Below are 22,846 nucleotides of genomic sequence, written 5' to 3'. Positions count from 1 at the left end.
ATTTGCATGCACTTGTAATTGGTGGGACAGGAATGCTAAAGAAAGTTTCTATGTGGCTTTGTGAGAAAGGATTTTATGTTTCTATTATTGGACGAGATGAAGTGAAATTAGAAAATGTTAAGCGAATGAGTTCTGCACCAGAAAATATTACATGCCTTTCGTTAGATTATCATAATGATGAAGATGTAAAGCTAGCTATTAAAAGTACAATTAAGAAAAATGGCCCGATCACATTAGTTGTTGCATGGGTACACACAAGTGCAAAGCATGCACTATCAAATATTTGTAAAGAACTAGATTTGTCGTCTAAAACATATAGTTTATTTCATATTTTAGGTAGTAAAGCATCACGTATGCCTGCACAAAAAATAGGGAGTACGCGATGTATTTATCATAGAATTATTTTAGGTTTTATTTTAGAAGATACATATGGAAGGTGGCTTACTCATCAAGAGATAGCTGATGGAATTATAAAAGGGATTGAAAGTAAACGAGCGGAGTGGATTGTAGGGAGAGTTGAACCGTGGGAATTACGACCAACATGGTGAGGGGGAGTAAGAAATGAAAACAACTATATATGTAACAAGGCATGGTGAAACAGAGTGGAATGTAGCGAAGCGAATGCAGGGACGGAAAAATTCTGCTTTAACTGAAAATGGTATAGTTCAGGCGAAACAATTAGGAAATCGAATGAAAGATTTACCAATCCATGCGATCTATAGTAGTCCGAGCGAAAGAACACTTCATACGGCAGAGTTAATAAAGGGGGAACGTGATATACCCATTATAGCGGATGAGCATTTCTATGAAATCAACATGGGTATATGGGAAGGACAAACAATCGCGGATATAGAAAAGCAATTTCCAGAAGAAGTACATCTGTTTTGGAATGAGCCACATCTTTTTCAGTCAACATCAGGCGAAAATTTTGAGGCCGTTTATGAAAGAGTAATTGAAGGGATGCAGCTTCTTTTAGAGAAGCATAAAGGACAAAATATATTGATTGTGTCTCATGCGGCAGCAGCAAAATTACTTGTAGGGCATTTCGCGGGAATTGAAATAGAAAATGTGTGGGATGATCCATTTATGCATAGTGCCAGTTTGAGCATAATAGAATTTGAAGAGGGTATTGGTAAAGTGAAACAATTTGCAGATATAAGTCACTTTCAATAAATGTAAAAAAGGCCGCAAAACGGCCTTTTTTTGGGTGGTATAAAAACTAGCAGTTACGTTTTTTATACCAGAAGTGATCGAATTTCTTATTTTTGCAAGATGGGAATTTATGTCTGCCATCTTTGCAATCGTTCCATTTCTTTCCGTCATCACACGAATCGTCGCAAGAGCCACCGTGTCCATTAGGGAAGAATTCGCATTTTTTACAGTAACATCGTTTAGTCCAGTAAAATTTCTTTTCAAAGCGTACACATTTTGTAACGAATGTACAATGCTTTCTACGAGTACGTTTTGTAACTAAAACGCATTCTTTTCTACGCGTTACTTTCGTAACGAACGTCCATTTTTGCACGCGAACACGAGTACATTTTGTAACAAATGTCCACTTTTTAACGTGAGTACATTTTGTAACGAACGTACAATGTTTCACGCGAGTACATCTTGTTCTTGGGCATTTACAATCTTCGTTACACTCTATTTTTGTAGTGCAATCATCATCGCATTCAAAAGTACTTGGATCTTGGTGTAAGAAATCCTCCATCCCAGCACTTTTGATTTCTTCGACAGCTTTTCTAATATCACGTTTCATAGAAATCCTCCTTATCATGTATTAAAGTGAAAAGGTATTCTTTTTCCTTAACATGATATGTATGTAGGCATCTTTCTGAACAGGACAAGAGTGTAATTTTATATAAATAGATGATTGCGGATGTATGGACAAGACAAGGCGCATACATTGAATGAAGAGAACTGAGAAGGGATGAGAAAACATGCTGCCTTCATATGATTTTTTTGTTCATCCAATGTACTTAGTGGAATTGAAAAAGGACATTTGGTCAGATAGTCCAGTGCCAGCAAAATTAACTTATGGAAAAAAGAAGTATGATATTGATATCGTATACCGAGGAGCTCATATTCGGGAATTTGAGAAAAAGTCTTATCATGTTATGTTTTATAAGCCTAAAAAATTTCAAGGTGCGAAAGAGTTTCATTTGAATTCGGAGTTTATGGATCCGTCTCTCATAAGAAATAAATTATCTTTAGATTTTTTTCATGATATTGGTGTACTTTCGCCAAAATCACAACATGTATTTATAAAAATTAATGGTCAAATTCAAGGTGTGTACTTACAGTTAGAATCGGTTGATGAAAATTTTTTAAAAAATAGAGGATTACCGAGTGGTTCTATTTATTATGCGATAGATGATGATGCGAATTTTTCATTAATGAGTGAACGAGATAAAGATGTTAAGACAGAGCTCTTTGCGGGTTATGAATTTAAATATTCGAATGAAAATAGTGAAGAACAACTGAGTGAATTTGTATTTCAAGCGAATACTTTGACGAGGGAAGCCTATGAAAAAGAAATTGGGAAGTTTCTACATGTAGATAAATATTTACGATGGTTAGCAGGAGTTATTTTTACGCAAAACTTTGATGGTTTTGTTCATAACTATGCACTATATCATAACGATGAAACAAATTTATTTGAAGTTATACCGTGGGATTATGATGCGACTTGGGGGCGAGATGTACAAGGGAGACCGCTTAATCATGAATATATTCGTATTCAAGGTTATAATACGTTGAGTGCAAGATTGCTAGACATACCTGTATTTAGAAAGCAGTATCGAAGTATTTTAGAAGAAATATTAGAAGATCAATTTACAGTTTCGTTTATGAGGCCGAAAGTAGAAGGGTTGTGTGAATTGATTCGTCCATATTTACTACAAGATCCATACATGAAAGAAAAATTAGAAACATTTGATCAAGAGGCTGATATGATTTATGAATATATAAATAAAAGAAGAAAGTATATACAAGACCACTTACATGAATTGGATTAATTTTGAAAGAGATTGAAACGTTATCAATCTCTTTTTTTTGTATAATAAAGATGTATCAATAAAAATGAAGTAATATATTTGATAGAGAATGGGGATGCGGATATATGACGATTAAATGGATTGATTGGGTAAAACAAATACAATCTATAGCTCAAGCGGGTTTAACGTATTCTAAGGATGTGTATGATATTGAGCGTTTCCAGCAATTACGAGATATTTCTATTTCAATGATGTCACATTACACGAAAACAGATTGGGAAGTCGTAGAGAAATTATTTGCAAGTGAGACAGGCTATCAAACACCTAAAGTTGATATAAGAGCTGTTGTTTTTCAAAATGAAAAGTTATTATTTGTGAAAGAAAAAAGCGATGGGAAATGGGCATTGCCAGGTGGATGGGCTGATGTCGGTTATACGCCAACCGAAGTTGCAGCAAAAGAAGTTTTCGAAGAGACTGGTTATGAGGTAGATCATTTTAAGTTACTAGCTATATTTGATAAAGAAAAACATCAACCATCTCCATCGGCGACGCATGTATATAAGATTTTCATTGGATGTGAGATTATTGGTGGAGAAAAGAAAACTAGCATTGAAACAGAAGAGGTGGAGTTTTTTGGTGAAAATGAATTGCCTAATTTATCAATTGCTAGAAATACAGAAGACCAAATTAAAGAGATGTTTGCCTACATGAAAGACCCGCAGAAAGAGAAATTAATAGATTAATCCTGCTTGAATTGTACATATTGTTAAAATGAAGATATTGGCAGATTGCAGCCTTTATGTAATAATGGGATGGTATGTGAAGAAAAAAGGAGATAAAAAAGAACATGTTAGCAAACATAATAGATCAGTTATTGCAATTTTTTGCAAGCTTAGGTTACTTTGGAGTAGCTCTTGCTTTAATGATTGAAGTAATCCCGAGTGAAATTGTACTTTCGTATGCTGGCTTTTTAGTAGCGAATGGTAAAATTAGTTTTGTGGGTGCAGTTATCGCCGGAACGATTGGTGGTACTTTAGCGCAAATCTTTTTATACTGGCTTGGATACTACGGAGGGCGTCCGGTTGTAGAGAAATATGGGAAATATCTACTTATTAATAAACATCATTTAGACATAGCGGAAGGTTGGTTTAAGCGTTATGGAGCAGGCGTAATATTTTCTGCGCGCTTTATCCCAGTAGTACGTCATGCGATCTCTATTCCAGCAGGACTAGCTAAGATGCCATTAAAACTATTTACACTTTATACGGTTGTAGCGATTATTCCATGGTCAATTCTATTTATATACTTAGGTGAAAAACTTGGTGGGAATTGGCGACAAATTAAAGAGTATGCATCTGATTACACACATTACATAATTATAGGAGCTGTTCTTTTTATTGCTCTATACTTTGGTTTAAAGTATTTCAAAAAGAAAAAAGCAGCGCGTTAAAGTCAATGATTTTTCATTGGCTTTTTTATTTGTTTCGGTTCTAAAGAAAAGGAGTTGTCCATAATGTGTAATAATAAAGCGTAGCGGAGGAATGTGATGAAAGGGTCACCGTTTATACGTGGAACGATATTTTTAACGATGGCAACGATGATATCAAAAATGTTAGGGTTTATATATGTTATACCATTTACAGCGATGGTCGGTACGAGTGGTTACGTTCTATACACATATGCATATCGTCCTTATACCATCATGCTCAGCATAGCAACAATGGGATTACCGCTAGCTGTTTCAAAGATGGTATCAAAATATGATCAACTGAATGATTATCATACGGTTAAGAGAGTGTTGAAAAGTGGAATCGTGTTTATGTTTATAATGGGAGTCATTTCGTGTTTTACGTTATATATGCTTGCTCCGCATTTAGCTAAACTTGTCATCGATGGGAATGATCAAACGGGGAATAGTGTAGGAGCGGTTACTACTAATATTCGAATTGTAAGTTTTGCGTTAATACTTGTGCCAGTAATGAGTTTATTAAGGGGCTTCTTTCAAGGATTCCAATCGATGGGGCCTTCTGCATTAAGTGTAGTTGTAGAGCAATTTTTTCGTGTTTTAACCATTTTAATAGGAAGCTTTGTCGTTTTATATGTTTTAAAAGCTTCTGTTTCACTAGCAGTTGGTATTTCAACGTTCGGTGCCTTTATGGGAGCTGTAGGTGGATTAACTGTTTTAAGTGCGTATTATATGAGAAGGAGAAGGCACTTAAAGAAAAAAGAAATGGCAAGTATACCGCAAACAACGAAATCTTTTTTCTCACTTTATAAGGAGCTCTTTACATATTCTATTCCTTTTGTTGTAGTAGGCTTAGCAATTCCGTTGTATCAGACGATTGATACATTTACAATTAATAAACTACTTATACAGATAGGGTATATGCAAGGCGAAGCGGAAAAAATTAATGCGATAATTGGCCTTGTTCAAATGGTTGTGCTTATCCCGGTATCCGTTGCGACAGCTTTTAGTATGTCTCTCGTACCAGAGATGACGAAAGCTTATACAGCAGGAAATACGAAGCTATTGTACAAACATTTTACGAGAACAAATGTATTAGTAGTAGCGATTACGGTACCGGCGGCAATTGGAATGATGGTGTTAGCCAAACCTGTATATACCCTTTTATTTGGTGCTGGAAATGATCCAGAGATGGGGAGAAGCATTTTACAGTATTATGCTCCTGCTTGCATACTATTTTCTCTTTTTACAGTAACGGCTGCTATGCTACAAGGAATCAATCAACAGCAGAAGACGGTGCTAGGACTAGTGATTGGAATTATTGTGAAGATAGTTTTAAATATTGTATTGCTTCCGTATTTCGATTATGTAAGTTTTATCATTTCAACATACGCGGGCTATACGATTTCAGTCGGGTTTAACTTGTGGATGCTTTCTAAATATGTTATAAAGGCAACATAAGCTTTTAAGGCAGAGAGCACTCTGTCTTTTTCTATGTTTATCCCGCTCTAACGGGCAGTAAGATCCTCATCTCAAAATTCAGCGAAAGAAAAGAAGTTTGGTTGGGGGCGGGCAGCCCGTAAAAGCCCGATTGGTGAGGGCTGAAAATCAGTGGGGGGGATGAAGCTCCCACTGATTAAAGTTTCACTTTATAATATTTTTCTTATAAAAACGTTTTCAAAATAATTTTTCTATTGAAATTTAAACGTATGTTTCATATGCTGAGAATGGCGGTTTAAAAACTGTGATTTAAGAGAGGTAGATTCCTACATGTAAAAAGAATCGGGGTGATAGTATGTTAAATATATATTTAACAGACCGAAACGGAAAACTACAAGAGATTGAGGAAATGCAAAAGGGGTGCTGGATTAATGTACTTCATCCAACAGAAGAAGAAATTCAATATCTAGTACAAACTTTAAATGTAGACTTAGATTTCATTAAAGACCCTTTGGATGATGAAGAACGCTCTCGTATTGAAAAGGAAGACAATAATACTTTAATTATCGTCGATATTCCGACAGTTAGACATGACGAAGAAGGAAATTCGATTTATGACACGATTCCAATAGGTATGATTGTGATGCCGGATTGTTTTGTTACAATCTGCTTAGAAGAGAATCCAATTTTTGAACGTTTTATTAATCAACGTATTAAAGAATTTTATACGTTTAAGAAGACGCGCTTTGCACTTCAGCTCTTATATACGATTTCTACTTATTATTTAAGATACTTAAAGCAAATAAATCGAAAAACAATTGATTTAGAGCATCAATTAAATCAGTCAATGAAAAATAAAGAGATTTTCACATTATTAGGCCTTGAGAAAAGCTTAGTATACTTTACAACGTCATTAAAGGCTAATAAAATTGTAATTCAAAAGTTAATGCGTAATAGTACATTTTTAAAAATGTATGAAGACGATCAAGATTTATTAGAAGATGTATTAATTGAAAATAAACAGGCTATTGAAATGGCGGAAATATATAGTCATATTTTAAGTGGAATGATGAATACTTTTAGCTCCGTTATATCAAATAATTTAAATAGTGTTATGAAACTGTTAACGTCAATTACGATCATTTTATCTTTACCGACGATGGTTTCTAGTTTCTTTGGAATGAACGTAAAGGTTCCGTTTGAAGGAGAAGCCCACGGTTTTGTAATTGTACTCATCATATGTGTAACACTATCTTTCACGTTAGCTTTTGTTTTTTGGAAGAAACGTTACTTTTAACGATAAGAAAGCTGCTCTAGCATAGTTATATAACTACGCTAGAGCAGCTTTTTTGCTATGAAATCTCAAATTTTGAATAGAATATAACTTGTACAATGTAATGTATATAAAGGGTATGTATGTCATATAAACCTTGTCCAATTAATGAAATGGGGTTAAAATTACATATTGTTAATGAAAAGTTGGAGGAAATACATCATGGAATTGTTTCAATTACCGAAAGCATTCCTGCAAATGAATACAATTTTTATTTCCATATTAATCGAAGCACTTCCGTTTGTGCTAATTGGTGTATTTATTTCAGGATTCATTCAAATGTTTGTGACAGAAGATATGGTGGCAAAATGGATGCCGAAGAACCGATTTCTGTCTGTTTTATTAGCTACTTTTTTAGGCATGTTGTTTCCAGGTTGTGAATGTGGAATTGTTCCGATTGTAAGACGATTAATTGGAAAAGGCGTTCCACCATACGCAGGGATTGCATTTATGTTAACTGGACCTATTATTAATCCAGTTGTATTATTTGCTACTTATGTTGCCTTTGGGAGTAGTATGCACATGGTATGGTATCGTTCTATTGTAGCGATTATCGTAGCCATTATCGTTGGAATTATATTATCCTTTATGTTTAAAGAACATCAATTAAGAGATGATCACTTCCCAGAAGTGAATAATAAGCGTCCACTGCGTAAAAAAATGTGGGATGTATGTACACACGCTGTTGAGGAATTCTTCTCAATGGGAAAATATTTAGTACTAGGTGCGTTAATTGCAGCAGCGGTACAAACGTTTGTACAAACTTCAACACTTCTTGCTATTGGACAAGGTCCGTTTTCTTCATCAGCTGTTATGATGGGACTTGCTTATATATTATCACTTTGTTCAGAGGCAGATGCATTTATCGCTTCTTCGTTCCAAAGTACGTTTTCAACAGCTTCACTTGTCGCGTTCCTCGTTTACGGACCGATGGTGGATATTAAAAATATGTTTATGATGCTTGCGACATTTAAAACGAAATTTGTAATTGTTGTTATAGTTACAGTTACTCTTGTTGTTTATGCAAGCTCACTACTCATTTATGCGATGGGGTGGTAGGTTATGTTTCGAGCATATATATTATTAGGTTTTACAATATTAATTGCGCAACTGCATATTTCCGGTAACATTACGAAGTATATCAATATGAAGTATGCCTATTTATCAACAACAGCAGCAATTATTTTAGGTTTCTTAACGATTATACAAATTATCGTCGTTTTCCAAAAAGAACACCAAAAGGAAAAAGAGAAAAATGATTGTAGTTGTGACCATGGTCATTGCGGACATGATCATTCAAAAGATGAGAATACATGGTGGAAAAAAGCATTTTCGTACTCATTGTTTTGTTTTCCAATTATCTCAGGGTTATTTTTCCCAATTGCGACGCTAGATTCGGATATTGTTAAAGCGAAGGGCTTTCACTTTCCTGTTGCACAAGCAGAAAGTAAGGATCCATTTATGACAAGACAATTCCTAAGACCTGATACGAGCATTTATTACGGGAAAGAAGGATACCGCGGTGTAATGGAAAAAGGGAAGAAAGAGTTTGTTACGAAAGACAATATTAATTTGAAAGATGAAGACTTCCTAAAGGGTATGGAAACAATTTATAATTATCCTGGCGAGTTTACTGGGAAAAAATTATCTTTTAAAGGGTTTGTTTTTAGAGATGATTCTTCTAAAAAAGAACAATACTTCTTATTCCGTTTCGGTATTATACATTGCGTAGCAGATTCTGGTGTGTATGGTATGTTAGTGAAAAAACCAGAAGGCGTAGAGTGGAATAATGATGACTGGATTCAAGTAGAAGGAGAGATAACTACTGAGTTTTATCAGCCGTTTCATGCGAATATTCCTGTATTAGAAGTAACAAAATGGAATAAAGTTGAACAGCCGAAAGAACAATATGTATTTAGAGGAGCCGATTGATAAAATCGGTTCTTTTTTGTGGACTAAAAGTTCTGAATGTTGTTAATATTAAACGTGTAGTTCATTTAGTATAGTGATTATTGAAATATTAGGGATAGATCATTAAAGGGGTGATAACAATGACAGAAGTAAAGGGGAAAACAGCCAATGAGTCAAGGGTGTTCAAAACGAGCCGAGTCTTCCCAACGGATTTAAATGATCATAACACGCTATTTGGTGGGAAGATATTAGCGGAGATGGATATGGTTGCTTCTATTTCAGCATCCAGACATTCAAGAAAGGAATGTGTCACAGCATCTATGGACTGGGTCGATTTCTTACATCCTGTTCGTTCTTCAGATTGTGTTAGTTATGAATCTTTCGTAATTTGGACGGGAAGAACTTCGATGGAAGTGTTTGTGAAGGTAGTGGCTGAAGATTTAATTTCAGGTGAGAAGCGTATAGCGGCAACGTCATTCGTTACTTTTGTGGCACTTAGTAAGGAAAATAATCCAGTTCCAGTACCGCGTGTTATCCCTGAAACCGAAGAAGAGAAAGAATTACATCGTATTGCTGTGTTACGTGCAGAACAGCGTCATATACGTAAGGCAGAGAGTAAGAAAGTAGCCACATTGTTAACCTTTTGAGATGAATATTTAGCCATTTAAGTTACTATAGCAGTCGGAAATGGTTTTAAAATGAAAAGCGGACACCTAAAATAGGTGTCCGCTTTTATAGTTTTTTCATCCACATATCATATGACAGTAGCTACTTAGCAGAAGCAAGCAGCACCGACGATGATTAAGAGGATAAATAATACGACTAATAGCGCAAATCCATTACCATGTGCGAAGCCCATTGTTATTTCCTCCTTTTATTTTAAGATACAACATACAATATGCAAATGAGCTATTGTTTGATATGGACATATATCATGCAATGACATATTTTCTTGAATGATAATGTAATAAAAAAGGGAAGATATAGAAATAACAGTAAGTGGAGAAAGGAATTTATCCATGAAGCACTTTTTCGCTATAATCCTTTGTTTAATAGGTGTATTCATTTGGATGAACATCGATGTGGAAATGGGGAAGGAAATGGCTAGTGAATATGAATTAGGACAAGTTCGATTAGGTGAATTTCAACTATATACGAACGGTGAAGAGTTATATAGAAAATTATTTGACGATATAAACGATGCAGAAAAGTATATATATATCCATTTTTATATTGTAGGAAAAGATGAAATAAGCCAAGAGTTTTTACAGTTATTAGAGAAAAAAGCATCTAGCGGAGTAGAAGTGAAATTGTCAGTCGATCGGGTAGGCGGATATAAGCTGAAGAAAAAGGTAATTAGCCGATTAAAAGAAAACGGTGTGAAGTTTACATTTAGTAAAAAACCGAAACTGAAAAATATGTTCTATTCTTTGCATCAACGAAATCATAGACGTATTGTTACGATAGATGGAAAGGTATCATACGTCGGTGGCTTTAATATCGGAAAGGAGTACCTTGGACAAAATCCAAAGTTTGGGCCATGGCGTGATTATCACGTGCGCATCCATGGTGAGGGTGCAGCGGATATGGAAAGAAAGTTCGCCGAAGATTGGAAAGAAGATACAGGAGAAAAAATGCCTATACATGAAAGTATACCTACATTAGGGAATGTTAAATATCAATATTTATTTTCAAATGGAAAAGGCTTATGGGAAAAATATGGAGCACTATTAAAGCAGGCTAAAAAGTCTTTAATTATCGCTACACCATATTTTGTACCAAGTAAAGAAATGGTGAAAGAGTTAAAAGCTGCATTAAATCGTGGTGTTAATGTGAAAATTCTCGTGCCATTTAAAAGTGATGCCATATTGTTAAAACAAGCTGCCTATCCATATTTGAAAGATATGTTACATGCTGGAGCGGAGATTTATCAATATCGAAATGGATTTTTTCATGGGAAAGTAACAATTATTGATGGAGAAATTGTTGATATTGGGACAGCGAATTTTGATAATAGAAGTTTTTATTTAAATTGTGAGTCTAACTGTATCATATATGATAAAACCGTTGTTGATGAAGTATGGAGTCGATTACAGGTAGACTTTCATAAATCAAAACGATTTTCTGAAGAAGATTTTGAGAAAATTAGTAGATGGGATTGGTTTTTAGCAAGAATAGCGAATGTTTTAGCATCATATTTATAGTATATGGACGAAAGAGAAGGGAGGCGCTTTAATGGACTGTATGAAAGAATTAATGAGATATAGTTATATACTAATATACAAGGTTGGAGAGTATGCTGGAAAGGTCAGAGACGAAGAATTAAAAAATCTATTACAGCACCATTTACCATATATGTTACAAGCATATAATGAACAAGTAAATTTTCAAGAAGGAGAGAATGTGCAACATATAACCTGTGAAACAACGGAGTTTGATTTGCATGAAATGGAAAAGGAAACAGTTAGTAAATATACAGGGGATATTCATATTGCAACCAGTTATATTGCGCACTTGAAACGATTAGCTTTAAAGTTTGCTCAAGTTGCAGTGGAAGTTGCTAATCCAGAGTTTCGCTCATTTTTGGAAAATTGTTTCCTGAAAATGAACCGTTACGCTTATAGTGTGTGGCAATATGTTATGAAGAAGGAATATAAGATTACACATCTATATGAAAATGAAAAGTTTGCATGAGAAACTAAGGCGAAATGGTATGCGCCTTAGTTTTTTTACGTCCATTGAGAGAAAAAACTAGTTTTATTGTGTATCGATTGGAAATGAAATATATAAATTAAAATTAGGATTTGTTATCAGAAGATTTACAAAAATTTACCGTATATTTACTATTTTTCAATCTCTCCTTTAAAAATAGAGAGTAATATGAGGTTGTACATATTCTATCACAAGGAGGAAACGCAAATGAACAAATGGGTTAAATCATTAACTGCTATGGCACTTGCAAGTTCTTTATTAATGGTAGGTTGTAGTAAAGGTGAGGACAAGAAGAAAGAAGACGACACAACAACACAACAAGAGGATAAAAAGGATAAAGAAACAAGCGGAACCGAGAAGTCTACTGATTCTAAAGAAAAGAAATAAAGTAATAATAAAGCTTCCTCTCATATATGAGGAAGCTTTTTTGTTGTAAATTTATTGAGATTATTGAAAAATAGAAAGAGAATGAAAGAGGGGGAAAACAAATGAAAGTATGTATATTGGGAGCAACAGGACGAGTAGGTTCAAACATAATTAATTTAGCATTAAAGGATTCAACTGAAGTGACTGCATTAGCGCGTGATTTAAATAGAATAGAAATACAACATGAAAGGCTACGAGTGATAGAAGGTAATGTATTGAACGAAAATGATATAAAGAAAGTGATAGAAGGAAGCGATATAGTAATTAGTGCACTTGGAACGGATCAAAATGGAACATTAGGGAAGAGTATGCCACAAATCATTAAGCAAATGGAAGAAGAAGGGGTTCGTAGAATCATAACAATAGGAACAGCTGGTATTTTACAAGCAAGAACAAATCTAAATTTATATCGTTTTCAATCAACGGAATCAAAAAGGAAAACGACAACGGCAGCGGAAGATCATTTGGCTGCATATAAAGTACTAAGTAATAGTAATAATTTATGTTGGACAGTTGTTTGTCCGACACATTTAATAGATGGTGAGGCGACAGAGGTATATCGAACTGAAAAAGATATATTGCCAGAGGGTGGATCAAAAATTACAGTGGGTGATACAGCACACTTTGCATGGGATCTATGTAAGAAAAACATATATGAAAATAGTCGAGTAGGTATTGCATATTAAAAAACCATCCCGAAGTCGGGATGGTTAAAAGATGATATAACACAAGAAGATGATAATCATAATGATTTGGAGAATTGCTTTCGCTACTGTACTGCTTAAAAAACCAACTACAGTAGCGACTCCAACTAGAAAGGCATCTTTTGGCGCTTTTTTATGCACTAGTTCTGTTATAAATACTGATAAGAACGGTATGATAATAAGTCCGAATGGTGGGAAGAAGAACGATCCGACAATGATAGAAATCATTCCGACACGTTCGCCCCATTTAGAACTACCGTATTTTTTTAAGAAATATCCATTTGCAATAAAATCAGCAACGAAAATGAAAAGAGTAAAAATGACTTGAATAATCCAAAAAGAAGTTGTTAATTCGCCTCCATTTATACCGAAATGGTAAATCAAATATCCAGCCCAGACAGCTAGTATGCCAGGGATAATTGGATAAATAAAGGCGAGAAATGAAACAACGAAACAGGCAATGATACAAATTGTTAATAAAACAGTCACTTTATAGCTCCTTTTTAATATCTAGTTTATGTACAGCAACTTTTTTGACTTGATGGCCATCAAGTTCTAATACTTTAAATTGAAAACCAGCATATTCAATGGAATAGCCAGCTTCAATATTTAAGTCAACTGCTTGAGAAAGAAGCCATCCTCCGATTGTATCTAAATCACTATCATCAATATGTAGGCCAAACATATCATTTACTTCAGAAATAAGCACCTTTCCATCTAAAACAGTAAGCTTAGGTGTACGCTTTTCAATCATAGGTGATTCATCCGCATCGAATTCATCTTGAATTTCTCCAATGATTTCTTCAAGAATATCTTCCATCGTTAAAAGTCCGGCAGTACCACCATATTCATCCATAACGATTGCCATCTGAACGCGATTTTTTTGAAGATGGACTAACGTTTTACGAATTGGAACTGTTTCAAATACAGTTAGAACAGGATGTATATAAGATTCAAGTGGCTTATAAATACCTTTCGTTTGATCATGGAATACTTCTTTCGTATTGATCATCCCAATGATATCATCTTTATCTTTTTCGATAATTGGATAGCGTGTATATTTTTCAGTAGCGACGATATCCATATTTTCTTCTAACGTATTTTCAGTAGATAAGCAAATCATTTCGGTACGAGGAACCATAATTTCTTTTGCAACTCGATCATCAAATTCAAAAATGTTATTTACATATTTATATTCGGTTTGGTTTATTTCACCGCTTTTAAAACTTTCACCTAAAATGAGTCGCAATTCCTCTTCAGAATGAGCAAGTTCACTTTCTTTCGCAGGTTCTAATCCGAGTAATTTTGTGAAAAATATAGCTGTACTATTGAGTAGCCAAATGAATGGGTACATAATTTTATCAAATAAAATAAGCGGTCTTGCAAATTTGAGTGTGATTGCTTCTGCTTTTTGAATTGCGAAAGACTTTGGAACTAATTCACCTAATACAACGTGGAAAAATGTAATAACACTAAAAGCAATAACAAAAGATAAAGTGTTAGCCATTGTTCCAGTAATATTAATTTTTTCAAAGAGCGGTCGTAGTATATGTTCCACAGTCGGTTCACCAAGCCAACCAAGCCCTAAAGAAGTGATTGTAATTCCGAGCTGACAAGCTGATAAATAAACATCTAAATTAGATAGGACGCTTCTTGCAGCTAAAGCTTGTTTATTACCTTCATTTGCAAGTTGGTCAATTCGACTTTTTCGTACTTTTACAACAGCGAATTCTGATGCAACGAAAAAGCCAGAAATAAGAATAAGTACAAAGATGAGAAAAATATTTAATATGTCCAAGCGTGTTCTCCATTCCAAGGTTTGGAATAAAGATGTCACCTCCTGCAATTATGTTATACTTTTATAATAAATCCAAATGAAAAGAATAGTCAAAGGAAAAGGGTAAATATTGGTATGTTTCTGTAATAGTTTTTGAATTTGCTGTTATTTTGTCCGCTATACAAAAGGAATAACCCCCTACTTTTAGATTATAGAGGGTTATTTTAAATTAAGGTTTTGGAACACTTCTCGTCAAAGTGTATGACTGTTGTTTGGAGTAGTTTGTGGTCCATAGTGTTTGAAGGAAAGAAAGTATGCTATATGGGATATAGAGTAGTAATAAGCCGATTGTAACAATTATGGGTGAATTTCCGCCAAATTGAACGATAAATTGTAACAGTCCATTTGCATGAAAAACGCATTCCATAAAAACGAATGAAAGAATAATGGAACCTAAAATTGATTTATGATTCGAAGTAAGCGCCAAAAACAATGTATCCACAAGAAAAGAATCATGTTTTATTTCATATTCATTTGTGTTTTTTAAGAAAGGAATCCATTTTTTTACTGCTTGCATAACGATAATCATGGAAGTACTACATACGATGATAAATGATGAGTAGTAAGGAAGGTTTATAAATTGTGCGATGTATAGAAGTAGTAATAAGACTGAACATTGTAATACTACAGTGCAAAAAGAGTAAGGAATCCATTTCAATACAGTAGTAAACTTTTTAAACGAATTAGGTACTTTGAAAAATAAATGGCCGATACCCAAACTTATGAAAAATCCGATCGCAAGGGTAAAAGTAAAACGAACAATCGATATAAAATATATTTCCCATATGTAAGGGAATAATGGTGTTGAATGATTAGAAGTATGTATCATTTGGTTTGCTGAGAAAAAGATAGATTCATGCATCCAATCAACCTTTGGAATTGATATAGAAGAAAGCTGTGCGAAGTTTTGAAAAATGCTAATAAATCCATTTTGATAAGAATAATTGTGTGTAATAAAAAGAGCTGGAATAGGACTTATGGCAAAAATAACAATAATACCAATTATAAATTTACATATATGTGAGCGTAATAAGGACATATAACCACCTACTCTTAGAATATTCAGAAAATTCTTATTCTTATTTTAGCTTTTTTTGAAAGAAGTTACAATATATTTTTCATTTAGTAATTCAGAGAGAAGATTTGATAGCAAAAATATACAAGTGAAGGATTCATGAATAAATTATGACAAGAAAATGAATAATTTTCAGAAAAATAAAATAAATTATTTATTTTTTTCTGAAAATATAATATAGTTATGGCACAGAAAGTATTTTAACATAAGGAGGCTTTTTATGAGGATTAAAGGGAATTACGTGCCGAAAAGGGAAGTTTTACTGTGCTCAAGTTCGATTACGATAGGGGAAGCGTTAGAGCATTTAAATAAAACGGGGTATCGTTGTGTACCAGTTTTAGATGAAAAAAAAGAGAAATTTTTAGGGAATATATATAAAGTAGATATTTTAGAATATAAAGGATCACTTGATGAGAGTGTAATACAATTATTAAACGATAAAGAAGGATTTGTGAGAGAAGATTCATCTTTCTTTAAAGTATTTTTTACAATAAAAAAATTGCCTTATTTATCAGTAGTTGATGAAAAAGGGGTTTTCCTTGGAATTTTAACGCATAAAAAAGTTTTTGAGTTATTAGAGGATGCATGGGGCGTTCACTCTAGTAAATACTCTGTCATGATTGGAACGCAAGACTATAATGGAGCAATCCAAAAGTTATCGACAGTTTTAAAGAAATACACTGGTATTCAAAGTTTGATGACTTTTGATAATGATGCCTTATTAGTTCGTAGAATTATGTTTACATTAGGAGAAGAGTTTAACGACGGTGAATTAGAGACATTATTGGAAGATTTAGAAGATCACGGATTTAGAGTTGTGTATGTGGAAGAGATGAAAAATCCACGTGAAGTTGAAACGATAGAGTAACATACAAAAGCCATCTAATTATATTAGATGGCTTTTGTATGTTACGTGTATAAAGTTATTTGAAAATAACGATCGAATAATAGGTGAGATTATAACAATATTTGTGTAAGAGAATAAAAAATGTAGATAATTTCGATTTTCAAAAAAATCAATTTGAAAATATGTTTTTATTTTGCAACTAAATATGTTACTATATGTGTGATAAAAACAAAGAGGTCTGACATCTACACTCCACATAATAATACTCTAATGATTTGAAAATTCAAAAAAATCAAAATTTAAAATAATAATTGTATTAATGATTAGAGTAAAAATAAGGGGAATGGAGAAATTATGGAGAAAGACACTGCTTTGTAAGGGGCATATTTTATCATCTTGAGCAGAGAGGAGGATGCATAGCATATTGTAAAATATAGAGATAAACAATGAAAAAGTGCTATGCAAATGAAGAGCATGAAGGGACGTTTAAGGCCAGGTGATACGGTAGCAATTGGTTTAATGCTATTTGCATTATTTTTAGGAGCAGGAAATTTAATTTTTCCGCCAGTTTTAGGTCAACAAGCAGGAGAGAATGTTTGGATTGCTACAATAGGATTCCTTGTAACGGGAGTCGGATTACCCCTACTAGCTGTAACAGCTGTCGCGTTTGTAGAGGGGGACTTGAAAGCGCTATCTTCTAGAGTCCACCCTATATTTGCGTTTATTTTCCCATTGATTAGTTATTTAGCAATTGGACCATTTTTCGCGATTCCTCGTACTGGAGCTGTTTCGTTTGAAATGGGTATGAAGCCGTTTTTATCAGAGGCAATGGTTTCAGAGTGGTACATGCTATTTCTTTTCACGATAGTTTTCTTCGGAATAACATGGTATTTATCATTAAATCCATCTAAATTAGTGGATTGGTTCGGAAAGTTTCTTACACCATTATTAGTATTAATTGTCGCTGTTATTGTCGGAAAGGCAATTATTGATCCAATTGGAGAGCCAGCTGCGCCGTTAGCTGCTTACAAAGAAAATGCTTTCTTTGGTGGATTTATTCAAGGATATTTAACGATGGATGCAATTAGCGCGCTCGTATTCGGAATTGTCGTTGTACAAGTTATCCGCTCTAAAGGGATAAAAGAGAGTAGTCAAATTGCAAAAATAACAGTAGTATCAGGTATTATTGCTGTACTTGGTTTAACGTTAATTTATTTATCACTTGCTTATCTTGGTTCAACAAGTACATCACTTGGTATCTCAGAAAACGGTGGTCTTATTTTAACGAATGTTGTAAATGAGCTATATGGGACGAGTGGTAAAATTTTATTAGGGCTTGTTATTATACTCGCTTGTTTAACAACTTCTGTTGGGCTAACATCTGCGTGTGCGGGTTTCTTTACAAACTTATTCCCAAAACTTTCGCATAAAACGATTGTAACAATGGTATGTGTATTTAGTTTAATTGTATCTAACCTAGGTTTAACGCAATTAATCGCAGTAACATTACCTGTGTTAATGATCATTTATCCAGTTGCAATTGTATTAATCGTACTTTCTTATTTCCATAAGTGGATTGGGAAGCGTAATACAATTTATATTGGAGCTATTTTAGGTGCATTGTTAATTAGTTTCTTTAACGGTTTAGAAAGTGCGAAAATTAAAATTGACGCGATTTCTAATGTACTACAAATGTTACCGTTATATAACGAAGGAATCGGATGGTTAATTCCATCATGTATTGGCGGGATTCTCGGTTTCTTCTTCTATAAATCAAATGAATCAAGTGAATTACAAAAGAAAGGTGCTTAGGCACCTTTCTTTTTTTGAAGGGGATTTTTGTATTTTGTCTAAGTAATAAGTGGGGGGAATGATAAATGGCTAATTTTGAAGATTTTTTAAATTTGGATTTGAGAATTGGAACTGTAATACATGCAGAGGAATTTAAAGAAGCGAGAGTACCAGCGATTAAACTAGCAATAGATTTTGGAGAAATCGGGATAAAGCAGTCAAGTGCTCAAATTACGAAAAGGTATAGTCCAGAAGATTTAATCGGTCAACAAATCGTTGCTGTTGTAAACTTTCCACCAAAGCGTGTAGCTGGATTCAAATCAGAAGTACTTGTGCTTGGTGGTGTTCCTGAAGCTGATGATGTTGTGTTACTTCAGCCTAATATGGAATTGCCAAATGGAACAAAAATTAGCTAGGGTGAAGGTAGGGGCTAATATGGATATCGGACGAGAATATTTGCAATGTGCGATTTCGAACTTTAAAGCAACAAAGAAACAAGGGGAACGGGCACTTTCTCAATTATCATATGAACAAATACAATGGTCTTCTCATGAAGAAACAAATAGTATAGCGATTATTATTAAGCATCTGCACGGTAATATGCGTTCTAGATGGACGGATTTTTTAACGTCTGATGGTGAAAAAACAGATCGTAATCGAGATGGTGAATTTGAAGGATGCTATCACTCAAAAGAAGAAACCCTTATAGCTTGGCAAGAAGGATGGAAATATGTTTTTAATACGATGAATACTTTAACGCCGGAACACTTATTGAAGACGGTATACATTCGCGGTGAAGCACATACTGTCATGCAAGCAATTGAAAGGCAAATTGCTCATTATGCATTGCATATTGGTCAGATTATTTACATTGGGAAGATGTTAAAAGAAAATGAGTGGGAATGTTTAAGTATTCCGAGAGGTCAGTCTACGCGTTCTGTAGAGAAAAAACGTTCAACATAATAATAAGAAAGAAACCGATAAAAAATGGGAAAAAAGAAAGTCAGCCAAATAATAGATGGTTCTGTAATCATAAGAATACTGCCAAAAATAAGTCCATATATAATAAGAAAGAAATTGAAAAGTGTATTCACAGGGAGAAATCGTGAGATAAACACTTGCTGTCGTTTAAAACAATCACTGTGAAATAAATAAAAGCGGAAGTACCATGTGGCTGTAATAAGGTCTTTCTTTCTCACAATTCTTTTTTTGCATGCATGACAGATAAATGGTGGTTGCATTTCATTACGCTCCATTTTTTATTTTCATAATAATGTGAGACAAAAGTAGGTACAAAGTGTATGTTCCTATATACGCTCCTGCAATAAGGAAAAATGGATTCAGTAAAATTCCATGAATGCTCGTCATGAAAACTAAATCTTGTATTAAAACATCGTATATATTAATGGAAATAATTATACCGAGTACATACAGTGCCAAGTACGCAGAAATATGTAGCACAATAGCGATTTTTGGTTGCTTAGCGGACAAATAAAAAATGAATGATAGAGTGATTGGTAATATTCCTATTAATAGCTTCAATTCATTTCACCTCATTAACAATATAGCCGAAATTTTAACGGTCTATTCTCTAGGGCTTGTACATAACTTGAAATAGAGAGGTGATAGTATGAATCGGGGCTTTTTTTTTATGAAGTTTACAAGTATGCGTAAGTTAGTTTTATTTGTTATTACTACAATGCTAGCGACTTTTTTTCTTATTAGTATGATGGTAACCTCTATGAAAGAGACAAAGTCAACGTATTTATATAATTGGTTAAATGAGTTATCGATGAATGGTTACATGTATGTACTTGGAAAAGAGAATCATTATTTTACACAGGAGTATCGAAATTTGAATCAAGATTTTTCAATTTCTTCTTTTCTCTTTTCTATGGCTACAAATATTCGCTTTAATGATGTACGCAGTTTCGTCGGGAAAGAGCTCCCGGGGTTTGGTAAGTACGATACAGAAATTGTTATTGCGGGTGAGGGTACAAATTATTCTAACTTACCGATAGAGTCGAGTGTTCCTCTTGAAGAAGTGGTGAAGGAACGGACTAGTGGAACTGGACAAGTACCTAAACAAGATACGAGTAAAGAGAAAAAACAGCCGTCCCAAACGACTGGGAAGAGACAAGTTGCGTTTATTTATCATACACATAGCTGGGAATCTTATTTACCTTTACTTAACTTAACGAATGACCCGAATCCGAATAAAGCAACGAGTTCTGTATCGAATATTTCTATATTAGGAGATCGTTTCCGTGAACAACTAGAAGGTGAAGGGATTGGAGCTACTAACGATAAGAGTGATGTTGGTCAAAAGTTAATAAGTAAAGGTTTAAACAGTAATAGTTCGTATAAAATGTCACGGGAAATTGTGCAGCAAGCTATGGCTGGAAATAAAGATCTTCAATACTTTTTTGATTTGCATCGTGATAGTGCCCGAAAGAATGTAACGACAAAAACAATTGGAGATAAATCATATGCAAAGCTTGCATTTGTAGTAGGGAAAGGAAATAAAAACTATGAAAAAAACTTACAATTAGCGACAGCTTTACATGAGGCGATTAATAAGAAATATCCAGGAGTGAGTCGTGGGGTCATTCAAAAAGGGTTCCAGACAGGAAATGGAATCTATAATCAAGACTTATCAGGACAAGCGATATTAATAGAAGTTGGCGGTGTAGATAATACAGTGGAAGAATTGAATCGATCAATTGATGCACTTGCTAAAGCATTTGGTGAATATTTTTGGCAGGCAGAAAAAGTGAATGGATAAAGTGAAACGTGAATTAGCCAGGACATCTATCGATAATTATTAGCTCACTTCAATCTTGAAAAAACGTAAGTGTAATGCTTGCGTTTTTTCTTTGTAATGATGAGACGTCACAGAATAGACATAATTTGTCGTTGTTATAGTAATATCGAAATTTGTCAATTTATAGTAGGAGATTTACAAAGGTATTTTCGGGAAAGTAGAGAAAATCTTTTTATAAGGAAAACTTTTTATTATGAAACTGGTAGGGTGATTGAAGTGATTAGGGAGATCGAAATAGAAGATGCAGCATCATTTTTGCAATTAAGTAAGCAATTAGATGAAGAAACGAAGTTTATGTTATATGAACCAGGAGAAAGAAAAACTACAGCTGAGCAACAAGAAAAAATGATCCATCGCTTTATAGAAAATGAATATGCAACAATATTTGTAGCAGTTGAAGATGAGAGAATAGTAGGTTTTATATTAGTGAATGGAAATAACATTCAAAGAAAGAGGCATGTGGCAACCATTGTAATTGGTATTTTGCAAGAGTATAGCGGGCGAGGTATTGGGACGAGATTGTTTAAAGAGGTTGAGAAGTGGGCAAAATTACATGATGTATGGCGTTTAGAATTAACAGTAATGGCCCACAATACAAGAGCTCAGGCACTATATAAAAAAGCTGGATTTGAGAAAGAAGGTGTCAAAAAAGCTGCTCTTATTATCGATGGAAAGGGCATCGATGAGTATGAAATGGCCAAATTCTTAAAATAAGAGGTCGTTATATGAAAAAAAGATGGGCACTACTCGGTATTGTAGCTGCAATAATTATTATTGGAGTAGCAGGAATCAATTATAAAATGTATAAGGATAAGCAGGCGCGGGAAGTAAGTGTAAATAGCATATTTCCGAAAGCGAAAGAAACGATTGCTAATATGGATGGGGATATTGCGGTAATTAATAATCCGAATTCAATGCTTGTACTTGTAAATAAAAGTAGGCGTTTACCAGATGGGTATAGACCGCCAGATTTAGTTATTCCGAAAGTGCGCTACTCTAGTGAAGGTGATCAAGAAAAGAAAAAGATGAGAAAAGAGGCAGCGAGGGCGCTTGAGGATATGTTTCAGCAGGCTGACAACGAGCGTATTTTTCTTTTTGCAGTTTCTGGATTTAGATCTTTTGATCGACAAAAAGCATTAAATACGATGTATAAAAAACAAGACGGGGAAGCAAAAACAGCAATGTCTAGCGCGGTTCCTGGCACAAGTGAGCATCAAACTGGACTAGCTATGGATATTACGTCTCAATCTGCTAAATTTCAGTTAGAGACAGTTTTTGGGGAAACGAAAGAAGGTCAGTGGCTTTCTGAAAATGCCCATAAATTTGGTTTTGTTGTTCGATACACAAAAGCGAAAGAAACGATTACGGGCTATCGGTATGAACCATGGCACGTAAGGTATGTGGGAAATCCACAAGCTACATATTTGTATGATAATCAACTGACGCTTGAAGAAGTAACAGAGTGAACAATTGAGGGGAGAG

The 22,846-nt window shown here is 34.2% G+C and carries 28 protein-coding genes; 21 read left to right on the top strand and 7 right to left on the bottom strand.

The annotated features are described in order from the left end of the window. Window positions 1–2: 2 nt before the first annotated feature. Together B9A45_RS19730 and B9A45_RS19725 are read left to right on the top strand one after the other, a co-directional pair. Entirely contained in the window at window positions 3–548 is a 546-nt protein-coding gene (locus B9A45_RS19730; RefSeq protein WP_058840109.1) for a short-chain dehydrogenase, read from the top strand. A 13-nt stretch (window positions 549–561) separates the two neighbouring features. Continuing rightward, complete coding sequence (locus B9A45_RS19725; protein ID WP_000858827.1) at window positions 562–1,173, top strand: phosphoserine phosphatase 1; 612 nt, start codon at window positions 562–564, stop codon at window positions 1,171–1,173. A gap of 46 nt (window positions 1,174–1,219) precedes the next feature. Here the strand turns inward: B9A45_RS19725 and exsB are convergent, their stop codons facing one another. After that, window positions 1,220–1,762: an exosporium protein ExsB gene (exsB, locus tag B9A45_RS19720; protein ID WP_000817485.1), complete on the bottom strand. Its 543-nt coding sequence runs from the start codon at window positions 1,760–1,762 to the stop codon at window positions 1,220–1,222. Window positions 1,763–1,943: 181 nt separating this feature from the next. On the opposite strand from exsB, the gene cotH reads away from it, so the two are divergent. The 8 genes from cotH (at window position 1,944) to B9A45_RS19680 (ending at window position 9,795) form a co-directional block, all read left to right on the top strand. Continuing rightward, window positions 1,944–3,020 (top strand): spore coat protein CotH, encoded by a 1,077-nt coding sequence (gene cotH / locus B9A45_RS19715; RefSeq protein WP_000937997.1) that lies wholly within the window; start codon window positions 1,944–1,946, stop codon window positions 3,018–3,020. A gap of 104 nt (window positions 3,021–3,124) precedes the next feature. Next, on the top strand, window positions 3,125–3,742 hold the full coding sequence (locus B9A45_RS19710; RefSeq protein WP_000153584.1) for an NUDIX hydrolase N-terminal domain-containing protein: 618 nt from the start codon (window positions 3,125–3,127) through the stop codon (window positions 3,740–3,742). 104 nt (window positions 3,743–3,846) lie between these two features. Then, entirely contained in the window at window positions 3,847–4,449 is a 603-nt protein-coding gene (locus B9A45_RS19705; RefSeq protein WP_000880691.1) for an undecaprenyl phosphate transporter UptA, read from the top strand. Window positions 4,450–4,545: 96 nt separating this feature from the next. Next, complete coding sequence (locus B9A45_RS19700; RefSeq protein WP_084064641.1) at window positions 4,546–5,925, top strand: putative polysaccharide biosynthesis protein; 1,380 nt, start codon at window positions 4,546–4,548, stop codon at window positions 5,923–5,925. 334 nt (window positions 5,926–6,259) lie between these two features. Continuing rightward, a complete protein-coding gene (locus tag B9A45_RS19695; RefSeq protein WP_000932389.1) occupies window positions 6,260–7,201 on the top strand; it encodes a magnesium transporter CorA family protein in 942 nt (313 codons plus the stop codon). A 198-nt stretch (window positions 7,202–7,399) separates the two neighbouring features. Continuing rightward, complete coding sequence (locus tag B9A45_RS19690; RefSeq protein WP_000418716.1) at window positions 7,400–8,296, top strand: permease; 897 nt, start codon at window positions 7,400–7,402, stop codon at window positions 8,294–8,296. Between the two features lie 3 nt (window positions 8,297–8,299). Beyond that, entirely contained in the window at window positions 8,300–9,169 is an 870-nt protein-coding gene (locus B9A45_RS19685; RefSeq protein WP_084064636.1) for a TIGR03943 family putative permease subunit, read from the top strand. Between the two features lie 119 nt (window positions 9,170–9,288). Beyond that, complete coding sequence (locus B9A45_RS19680) at window positions 9,289–9,795, top strand: acyl-CoA thioesterase (RefSeq protein WP_000141164.1); 507 nt, start codon at window positions 9,289–9,291, stop codon at window positions 9,793–9,795. A 125-nt stretch (window positions 9,796–9,920) separates the two neighbouring features. Here B9A45_RS19680 and B9A45_RS19675 read toward each other — a convergent pair whose 3' ends face one another. Then, window positions 9,921–10,007, bottom strand: a complete 87-nt coding sequence (locus B9A45_RS19675) for a YjcZ family sporulation protein (protein ID WP_000505094.1) — start codon at window positions 10,005–10,007, stop codon at window positions 9,921–9,923. A 160-nt stretch (window positions 10,008–10,167) separates the two neighbouring features. Here B9A45_RS19675 and cls point away from each other — a divergent pair, with 160 nt between their 5' ends. The 4 genes from cls (at window position 10,168) to B9A45_RS19655 (ending at window position 12,972) form a co-directional block, all read left to right on the top strand. After that, on the top strand, window positions 10,168–11,352 hold the full coding sequence (cls, locus tag B9A45_RS19670) for a cardiolipin synthase (RefSeq protein ID WP_002004934.1): 1,185 nt from the start codon (window positions 10,168–10,170) through the stop codon (window positions 11,350–11,352). Window positions 11,353–11,383: 31 nt separating this feature from the next. Further along, window positions 11,384–11,842 carry a spore coat protein gene (locus B9A45_RS19665; protein WP_000340535.1) on the top strand — a complete coding sequence of 153 codons (459 nt, stop codon included), beginning with the start codon at window positions 11,384–11,386 and terminating at the stop codon, window positions 11,840–11,842. 225 nt (window positions 11,843–12,067) lie between these two features. Next, window positions 12,068–12,247, top strand: a complete 180-nt coding sequence (locus B9A45_RS19660; RefSeq protein ID WP_001045960.1) for a hypothetical protein — start codon at window positions 12,068–12,070, stop codon at window positions 12,245–12,247. A 101-nt stretch (window positions 12,248–12,348) separates the two neighbouring features. Beyond that, window positions 12,349–12,972 carry an NAD(P)-dependent oxidoreductase gene (locus tag B9A45_RS19655; RefSeq protein ID WP_084064631.1) on the top strand — a complete coding sequence of 208 codons (624 nt, stop codon included), beginning with the start codon at window positions 12,349–12,351 and terminating at the stop codon, window positions 12,970–12,972. A 24-nt stretch (window positions 12,973–12,996) separates the two neighbouring features. Here the strand turns inward: B9A45_RS19655 and B9A45_RS19650 are convergent, their stop codons facing one another. The 3 genes from B9A45_RS19650 to B9A45_RS19640 all read right to left on the bottom strand — a co-directional run bounded on the left by B9A45_RS19650 (window position 12,997) and on the right by B9A45_RS19640 (window position 15,866). Then, on the bottom strand, window positions 12,997–13,479 hold the full coding sequence (locus B9A45_RS19650; protein ID WP_000217338.1) for a DUF456 domain-containing protein: 483 nt from the start codon (window positions 13,477–13,479) through the stop codon (window positions 12,997–12,999). Between the two features lies 1 nt (window position 13,480). Further along, entirely contained in the window at window positions 13,481–14,788 is a 1,308-nt protein-coding gene (locus B9A45_RS19645) for a hemolysin family protein (RefSeq protein WP_000353738.1), read from the bottom strand. Between the two features lie 208 nt (window positions 14,789–14,996). Then, window positions 14,997–15,866, bottom strand: a complete 870-nt coding sequence (locus tag B9A45_RS19640) for a hypothetical protein (protein WP_000055260.1) — start codon at window positions 15,864–15,866, stop codon at window positions 14,997–14,999. Window positions 15,867–16,122: 256 nt separating this feature from the next. Here B9A45_RS19640 and cbpA point away from each other — a divergent pair, with 256 nt between their 5' ends. The 4 genes from cbpA (at window position 16,123) to B9A45_RS19620 (ending at window position 19,503) form a co-directional block, all read left to right on the top strand. Further along, window positions 16,123–16,770 carry a cyclic di-AMP binding protein CbpA gene (gene cbpA, locus B9A45_RS19635; RefSeq protein WP_001220524.1) on the top strand — a complete coding sequence of 216 codons (648 nt, stop codon included), beginning with the start codon at window positions 16,123–16,125 and terminating at the stop codon, window positions 16,768–16,770. 438 nt (window positions 16,771–17,208) lie between these two features. Then, window positions 17,209–18,561 (top strand): branched-chain amino acid transport system II carrier protein BrnQ4, encoded by a 1,353-nt coding sequence (gene brnQ, locus B9A45_RS19630; protein WP_001999653.1) that lies wholly within the window; start codon window positions 17,209–17,211, stop codon window positions 18,559–18,561. A 65-nt stretch (window positions 18,562–18,626) separates the two neighbouring features. Continuing rightward, window positions 18,627–18,956, top strand: coding sequence for a chaperone CsaA (gene csaA, locus B9A45_RS19625; protein WP_001263015.1), 330 nt, complete (start codon window positions 18,627–18,629; stop codon window positions 18,954–18,956). Further along, window positions 18,937–19,503: a DUF1572 domain-containing protein gene (locus B9A45_RS19620; RefSeq protein WP_000435829.1), complete on the top strand. Its 567-nt coding sequence runs from the start codon at window positions 18,937–18,939 to the stop codon at window positions 19,501–19,503. The genes csaA and B9A45_RS19620 overlap by 20 nt, the downstream gene beginning before the upstream one ends. On the opposite strand, the gene B9A45_RS19615 is transcribed toward B9A45_RS19620, so the two are convergent. After that, complete coding sequence (locus B9A45_RS19615; RefSeq protein WP_142263074.1) at window positions 19,464–19,781, bottom strand: permease; 318 nt, start codon at window positions 19,779–19,781, stop codon at window positions 19,464–19,466. The two genes, B9A45_RS19620 and B9A45_RS19615, sit on opposite strands and share 40 nt — an antisense overlap. Window positions 19,782–19,785: 4 nt before the next feature. Beyond that, window positions 19,786–20,082, bottom strand: coding sequence for a hypothetical protein (locus B9A45_RS19610; RefSeq protein ID WP_044584383.1), 297 nt, complete (start codon window positions 20,080–20,082; stop codon window positions 19,786–19,788). Between the two features lie 88 nt (window positions 20,083–20,170). Between B9A45_RS19610 and B9A45_RS19605 the strand changes: the two genes are divergently transcribed. The 3 genes from B9A45_RS19605 (at window position 20,171) to B9A45_RS19595 (ending at window position 22,830) form a co-directional block, all read left to right on the top strand. After that, a complete protein-coding gene (locus B9A45_RS19605; protein ID WP_084064622.1) occupies window positions 20,171–21,325 on the top strand; it encodes a stage II sporulation protein P in 1,155 nt (384 codons plus the stop codon). Between the two features lie 255 nt (window positions 21,326–21,580). Continuing rightward, window positions 21,581–22,078, top strand: a complete 498-nt coding sequence (locus tag B9A45_RS19600; RefSeq protein WP_084064618.1) for a GNAT family N-acetyltransferase — start codon at window positions 21,581–21,583, stop codon at window positions 22,076–22,078. Between the two features lie 11 nt (window positions 22,079–22,089). After that, window positions 22,090–22,830, top strand: a complete 741-nt coding sequence (locus tag B9A45_RS19595) for a M15 family metallopeptidase (protein WP_000747647.1) — start codon at window positions 22,090–22,092, stop codon at window positions 22,828–22,830. Window positions 22,831–22,846: the final 16 nt, after the last annotated feature.

It is taken from the genome of Bacillus sp. JKS001846 (genome assembly GCF_900176455.1).
Classification (GTDB): Bacteria; Bacillota; Bacilli; order Bacillales; family Bacillaceae_G; genus Bacillus_A; species Bacillus_A cereus.
The sequence above is the reverse complement of the archived record's forward strand: the minus strand, read 5'-3'. Positions and strand labels throughout refer to the sequence as shown.